The following is a 6507-nucleotide window of genomic DNA, read 5'->3' as shown; positions in this document are numbered from 1 at the left end:
GCCGCGGCCCGGGCAGGGGGTGGACGGACGCGGCTGGGTGACGAGCCACTTCCGCCCGGCGCTCCCGCCTGGCTGCGCGCGATGACGACGTTGGAAGGCGTGGAGCCACGACCCGGTGACGCGCCGACGCGCGAGGAGCGCACGCCACTGCCGCTGCCGGCACCCGGACGTCCCGCGCGACTGCCGCTGGCCCGGCTGCCGCTGCCTCGCTCGTTGACGCCGGAGCTGGAGCCGCCGCTGGGCATCGCATCGAGCTGCTCGGCGCTGACGTCCTCCACCGACTCCATCATCGCGTCGATGAGCTCCTGCGCGCTCTGGTAGCGGTCCTCCTTCTCAGGGGACAGGGCCTTGCGGAAGAAGGCATCCAGCGCGGCGGGGACCGGGGCGCCCTGGCGCTTGGAGTTGACCGCGGGCACCTGCTGCGTGAGTGACGCGGTGAGCGCCTTGCGCACGGTGTTCGCGCCGAACGGCGAGCTGCCCGTGAGGCAGAAGTAGAGCACGCCCGCCATGGAGTACAGGTCGGAGCGCTGGTCCACGGCCTCGCCACCGGCCTGCTCTGGCGGCATGTACTGCGGCGTGCCCAGCACCTGGCCGGTGGAGGTGAGCTGCTCCTCCTCCTCGGCCTCGAGCGCCTTGACCAGACCGAAGTCCAGCACCTTGACGAAGTCCCGCCCGCCCAGGTCCTGCACCATGATGTTGTGCGGCTTCAGGTCGCGGTGGACGCACCCTTCCTGGTGCGCGTGGGCGAGGCCCTGCGTGGCCTGCTCGATGAGGCTGGTGGCGCGGCGCAGGGACATGGGCCCCTCGCGCTTCACCACTTCCTTGAGGCTTTCGCCCTGGAGCAGCTCCATCACGTAGTAGCAGGTGCCGTCGGGCGCGCGGCCGAAGTCGAAGATGGTGATGACGTTGGGGTGGCGCAGGCGGCTGGCGATCTCCGCCTCTCGTCGGAAGCGCTCGAAGAACTGGGGCGCGGCGGCGAGCGACGGGTTGAGCGTCTTCACCGCGACGGGGCGCTGCACCGAGGTCTGCGTGGCGCGGAACACCATGCCCATGCCGCCCTGGCCGAGCACGCTTTCAATCTTGTAGCGGCCATCGAGCACCTGGCCGATGAGCTGGAGGCTCTGGCCTGAGCAGAGGTGGTCGACGCCGTCGGTGCTTCCGCAATGGGGACAGGGGGCAGCCATGTGGGGCCGGAGTATAGGCAGGCCCCGGGCAGGTCCGGAAAGGGGACGTTGGCCCCCACGGTCTCCAGACAGGCATCTGAGCCATTTCCCGAGGAGCCCAGGGCTGTTACATCCCCGGCCGCCATGAGCCTCGTCATCGCCCAGGACCTCAGCCTCTCCTATGGAAAGAAGGTCCTCTTCGACAGCGACAGCTTCACCCTCGGCCCCAAGGACCGTGTAGGCCTCGTCGGGGCCAACGGGACGGGGAAGAGCACCCTGATGAAAATCCTGGCGGGGGTCGCCCAGCCGGATTCAGGGTCCCTGACCTACCGTCGCCGGGCCCGCTGGGGGTACCTGCCCCAGGAAATCGCCGGGCTGCCGGAGGGCACGGTGGTGGAGGCGGTGATGAGTACCGTCCCGGGGCGCGACACCCTGGAGACCCGCCTCAAGGAGACCGAGGAGTCGCTCTCGGCGGCCACGGACGAGGAGGACCAGCTGGAGCTGGCCCAGTCCCTGGCGGACCTGCACGCGGAGCTGGACGACTTCGAGAACCGCTTCGGCCGGCACCACGCCGAGCGCATCCTCAAGGGCCTGGGCTTCAAGGACAACGACCTGGCCAAGCCCACCTCGGCGCTCTCGGGTGGCTGGCGGATGCGCGCGGCGCTGGCGGGACTGCTGCTCCAGGACCCTGACCTGTTGCTCCTCGACGAGCCGACCAACCACCTGGATGTCCCCACGCTCGCGTGGTTCGACGGCTTCCTGCGCCGCTCCAGCAAGGCGCTGGTGCTCATCTCCCACGACCGGGACTTCCTCAACCGGCAGATCAACCGCGTGGTGTCGCTGGAACTCGAAGGCGTGCGCGAGTACGCCGGCAACTACGACGACTACAAGCGCCTGCGCGCCGAGGAGAAGGTGCTGCTCCAGGCCCGGGCGGAGAAGGTGGAGAACCGGCGCGCGGAGCTGCAGGGCTTCATCGACCGCTTCGGCGCGAAGGCCACCAAGGCCAAGCAGGCGCAGAGCCGCGCGAAGATGTTGGAGAAGCTGGAGAAGGTCCAGGTCCTGGAGGAGCGCTCCACGATGAAGTTCCGCTTCCCGGAAGTGGACCGGAGCGGACGCGACGTGGTGACGCTGGAAGGCATCACCAAGCGCTATGGCGCGCAGACCGTGTACGACGGCCTTTCGGGCCGGGTGGAGCGCGGCCAGCGCATCGCCGTGGTGGGTGCCAACGGCGCGGGCAAGACGACTCTTCTGCGGATGGTGGCGGGGGAGCTGGTGCCGGACTCGGGCACGGTGACCATCGGGCACAACGTGGTGGTGGGCTATTACGCGCAGCACCACGCGGACAAGCTGGACCGACAGAACACCATCATCGAGGAAGTGCGTCCGCTCGCGGCGGACAAGCCGGAGAGCTACGTGCGCGGCGTGCTCGGCGCCTTCCTCTTCAGCGGCGATGACGTGGAGAAGCCCATTGGCGTGCTCAGCGGTGGTGAGCGGGCTCGCGTGGCGCTGGCCAAGCTGCTGCTGGTGCCCTCCAACTTCCTGCTGATGGACGAGCCCACCAACCACCTGGACCTGGACTCGGCGGAGATGCTGATTGAAGCGCTGAAGCTGTACGGCGGCACGCTGCTGTTCGTCAGCCACAGCCGCAGCTTCATCAACGGGTTGTGCACCCAGGTCTGGGAGGTGGCGGACGGGAAGCTGACGCCACACCCGGGCAACCTGGACGACTACCTGTACCACCAGGAGCAGCAGCGACTGAAGGCGGAGGCCGCGGCGGGTGGCGCGAGCGCGGCCCGGGGCGACACTGCGTCCTCCGTGGCGATGACGGAGAAGGAGCGCAAGCGGCAGGAGGCCGAGGCGCGTCAGCGGCGCAGCGTGGTGGAGGGTCCGCTCAAGAAGGAGATCTCCAAGCTGGAGGAGCAGATCGCCAAGGTGGAGGCCGCGCAGAAGGAGCGCGAGGCACAGCTCGCCGACCCCGTCCTCTACAACGACTTCGCTCGCGCCAAGCCGCTCATGGACGCGCACCGCGAGGGCAAGGACACGCTGGAAGACCTCTATGCGCGGTGGGAAGCCACGCAGGAGAAGCTGGCGCAGGCGACCGCGACCTTGAACTGAGGCGCGGTCCTCCGCCAGGCGCGTAGGGGGCCACTCTCCTGTGAGCGCGGGCCTCCGGCTCGTCTCGGCTCACTACCCGAAGACGCGCCTGAACAGCCACAGCAGCGCGGGGCCGGTGGTGTCCCCCGTGTAACCCGCGGCCATGTTCCCGGTGTAGCCGGACAAAAGCGGGGTGCTCATCTCGGAGGAGGGCTCCGCCTTCGTCAGCTCCTCCGTGAAGGGCGCGGAGCCCTCGGGCGCGCAGCTTCCGCAGTACAGGGCTTCTTCCCAGACGAAGCCGTAGCGTGGCTTCACCTCGCGCTTGCACTCCGCGCACGCAGTCGCTCGCCCCAGCTTGAGCGTGGGCCGCACGTCCAGCGGTGAGTCGCGATACTGCGCCGCCGCTTGCTGGAGCTGTTGCAGCTCGCCCGGGTCCAATGCCACGCCCGCGCAGTCCGAGCACACCTCCACCGTGACGCCCAGAACCTGAACCACGGGCAGCGGCGCATGCCCGCACCGGGGACAGCTGGGCGCGGGTGTTCCACAGCTCGGACATTCGGGGACGTACTGGACCTTCGCCTGACAGCCCTTGCACACGCCCGGGTGTCCCTTCGCGCGGCGCACCAGCGCGTCCGACACCGAGCCTCCCATCACCTTCGTCAGCGCCTCGCCCTCGAACCAGACGGAGCCGCAGTGGCCACACTCCTCGCGGGGCAAGCCTCCCAGGAAGGTGGGCCGCATCGTCTCGTGGCAGAAGGGGCAGGCGCTCATGGCCAGACAGCCTAGCGCCAATCCCACTCAGCTTGCTCGGCGCCGCCGCTCGCGCTTGGGTCGAGGCTCCGGGGCCGATGGGGCAGGGGGCTCTCGCAGCTCCTCCGGCATGGGGAACGACTGGGAGATGCGCGTCGCGGGCGGCGGGGTGCCCGTGCCCTCCGCGACGAGCCCCTCCGCGGGCTTCTCCGCCGGCAATGCGGGCAGCCGGATGATGAACGTGGTGCCTTCGCTCGCCTTGCTCTGCACCGAAATGCTGCCGCCGTGGTTCTTCACGATGCGCTGGCAGATGGCGAGCCCCAGCCCCGTGCCCTTCTGCTTCGTCGTGAAGAAGGGCACGAAGATGTGCGGTTGCTGGTCAGATGGAATGCCTGGGCCGTTGTCGGACACGCGCACCTCCAGCACCTCGCCCCCCGCGTTGCGGAACTCGCCGAAGCGCTCCGGCTTCTCCGTGCGCACGGTGATTCGACCCTCGCGCGTGTCCAGCGCCTGCACCGCGTTCTGCACCAGGTTGATGAGCACCTGCTTGAGCTGCTCGGCGTCTCCATCCGCTCGGGGCAGGAGCAAGTCCAACTCCACCGCGAGCTGGACGTTCGCCGGCACGTCGTTCTGGATGAGGCGCATCGTCCGCGTCACGACTTCGTTCAAGTCCGTGGGCCCGAAGCTCTGCTTCATCGGCCGCGCGTAGTCGAGGAACGCCGTCACCACGCCGTTGAGCCGGTTGACCTCCTCGACGATGACCTCCAGGAACTCGCCGTCTTCACCCGGCAGCCGCATGGGGTCCAGACACTGGGCCGCGCCCTTGATGGCCCCCAGCGGATTGCGAATCTCGTGGGCGAGGCCGGCCGCCATCTCTCCCAGCGCCGCCAGTCGATCTCTCTCTCGAATCTTCTCGTACAGCTTCGAGTTCTCCAGCACCGTCGCCAGCTTCTCCGCGACCTCCAGGATGAGGGCAATCTCATCGGACGCGTACGCCTCCGGCACCCGCTCGTCCCAGAGATTCAGGAAGCCGATGACCCGGTCATTGCCCACCATCGGCACGCTGATGCCAGCCTTCATCTGCACCAGCGCCGCGCGCGTGTCGTTCAGCCGCTTGAGCTCGTCGCGGTAGCGCCGTCCCTCCACCGACTGGAGTCGCATCGTCGCGCCACGCCGCTCCACGTTCTCCAGCAGCACGGCCTTCTGCCCGCTGGCCACCGCGAACAACAGGCCTCGCGCCGCCGCCGTGTCCAGGAACGACACCGGCAACGGCCCCCGCGAATCCAGCAGCCGATACCCCGGCCGGTCCTCCGCGAGCAGATACACCGACGCGTGCGTCACGCGGCCCGTCTCGTGGAGCGTGTCGAGGACCAGTCGCGCCAGCTCGGAGATGTCGATGACGTTCGCCATCCGCGCCCGCAACATCCCCAGCGCGTCCAGCAACGCGAAGCGCTCGCGGAAGAAGATGCGCACCACCATCTCCTCCACCTTCGTGCGCAGCGGGTCCAACAGGATGAGGATGACGAACGCCGCCACCACCGTGTTGAAGACGAACAGCCCCGTGTCCTCGTCCACCCACGCCGTCAGCACGGTGAAGACGGCCGCGAGGATGACCGCCAGCACCGTCTGCGAGGCGATCTTCCCCAACAGCTCATGCAGGTCCATCAGCCGCAGCCGCAACAGCGTCTGCGCGAGGAAGAACAGGTACAGCGTGGTGAAGACGGGCCCGAGCGTCGGCAGCGGAATGACGGTGCCCAGGAAGTCGAGCGCCGAGAACAGGATGCCCGCGGCCGCGCCGATGGCGAGGTACATCAGCCTCAGTTGCTCGATGCGGGACTCGTTGGTCCGGACCCGGTGGAGCAGCAACGACACCGAAGCGAGCAGGGAGCCGAGCACCCAGACGCCCATGGCCACGCGAGCCCACACCTTGTCGGCCAGGGGGGTGACGGCCACCGCCAGCCCCAGGAAGACCGACAGGAGGGCGAGCCGGCGGCCGACCTGGTGTGTTCCCTTGCTGACATCCAAGAACTCGAGGAAGAAGCCCACGGCCGCGCCTGGGACGAGCGAGGCGACGAGCACGGTGATGCCCAGGGTGATGCGTGCCGCCCAGGGGTAGGTCGCCGCGGGAAAGAGGCTGTGGAAGAAGAACGAGAGGTAGTACCCGGCCACCGTCAGGGCGAAGACGGAGTACAGGGTGAGGACCTTCGGCCGGGCCGGGCGCAACAACATGGACACGCCCAGGGCCAGGCCGATGATGGATGCCAGCAGAGCGCTCTGAGTCCGGATGTCCATGGGCGTGCGGACAGTCTAACCTGTGTCCACCTCCGGAAATTTTCCATGCACTCCCGGTTGTCATGGGGCGAGCCCGCGCCCACCTCCCAGGGTCCCCAGCCCCGCGTATGAAGCCCTTCCTGCCCAAGCTCGCCGTCGTCGCCTCCGCGCTCCTCTTGTCCGCGCAGGCTCCCGCACCCCAGGTCTCCACCCCCGCCGAGACGGAGGC

The 6507-nt window shown here is 68.7% G+C and carries 4 protein-coding genes; 1 reads left to right on the top strand and 3 read right to left on the bottom strand.

Annotated features, from left to right (window positions below; genetic code table 11):
- On the bottom strand, positions 1 to 1184 hold a 1184-nt coding region (locus FJV41_RS47275), incomplete at its 3' end, for a serine/threonine protein kinase (RefSeq protein WP_141649204.1).
- A gap of 123 nt (positions 1185 to 1307) precedes the next feature.
- On the opposite strand from FJV41_RS47275, the gene abc-f reads away from it, so the two are divergent.
- Entirely contained in the window at positions 1308 to 3278 is a 1971-nt protein-coding gene (abc-f, locus tag FJV41_RS47270) for a ribosomal protection-like ABC-F family protein (protein WP_141649203.1), read from the top strand.
- Between the two features lie 72 nt (positions 3279 to 3350).
- On the opposite strand, the gene FJV41_RS47265 is transcribed toward abc-f, so the two are convergent.
- Both FJV41_RS47265 and FJV41_RS47260 read right to left on the bottom strand, forming a co-directional pair.
- Positions 3351 to 4028, bottom strand: a complete 678-nt coding sequence (locus FJV41_RS47265) for a zf-TFIIB domain-containing protein (RefSeq protein WP_141649202.1) — start codon at positions 4026 to 4028, stop codon at positions 3351 to 3353.
- Positions 4029 to 4055: 27 nt separating this feature from the next.
- Positions 4056 to 6299: an ATP-binding protein gene (locus FJV41_RS47260; RefSeq protein ID WP_141649201.1), complete on the bottom strand. Its 2244-nt coding sequence runs from the start codon at positions 6297 to 6299 to the stop codon at positions 4056 to 4058.
- Positions 6300 to 6507: the final 208 nt, after the last annotated feature.

The organism is Myxococcus llanfairpwllgwyngyllgogerychwyrndrobwllllantysiliogogogochensis (assembly GCF_006636215.1).
GTDB classification, from domain to species: domain Bacteria; phylum Myxococcota; class Myxococcia; order Myxococcales; family Myxococcaceae; genus Myxococcus; species Myxococcus llanfairpwllgwyngyllgogerychwyrndrobwllllantysiliogogogochensis.
Note: the sequence above shows the minus strand (reverse complement) of the source record. Positions and strands in the feature narration are given on the sequence as shown.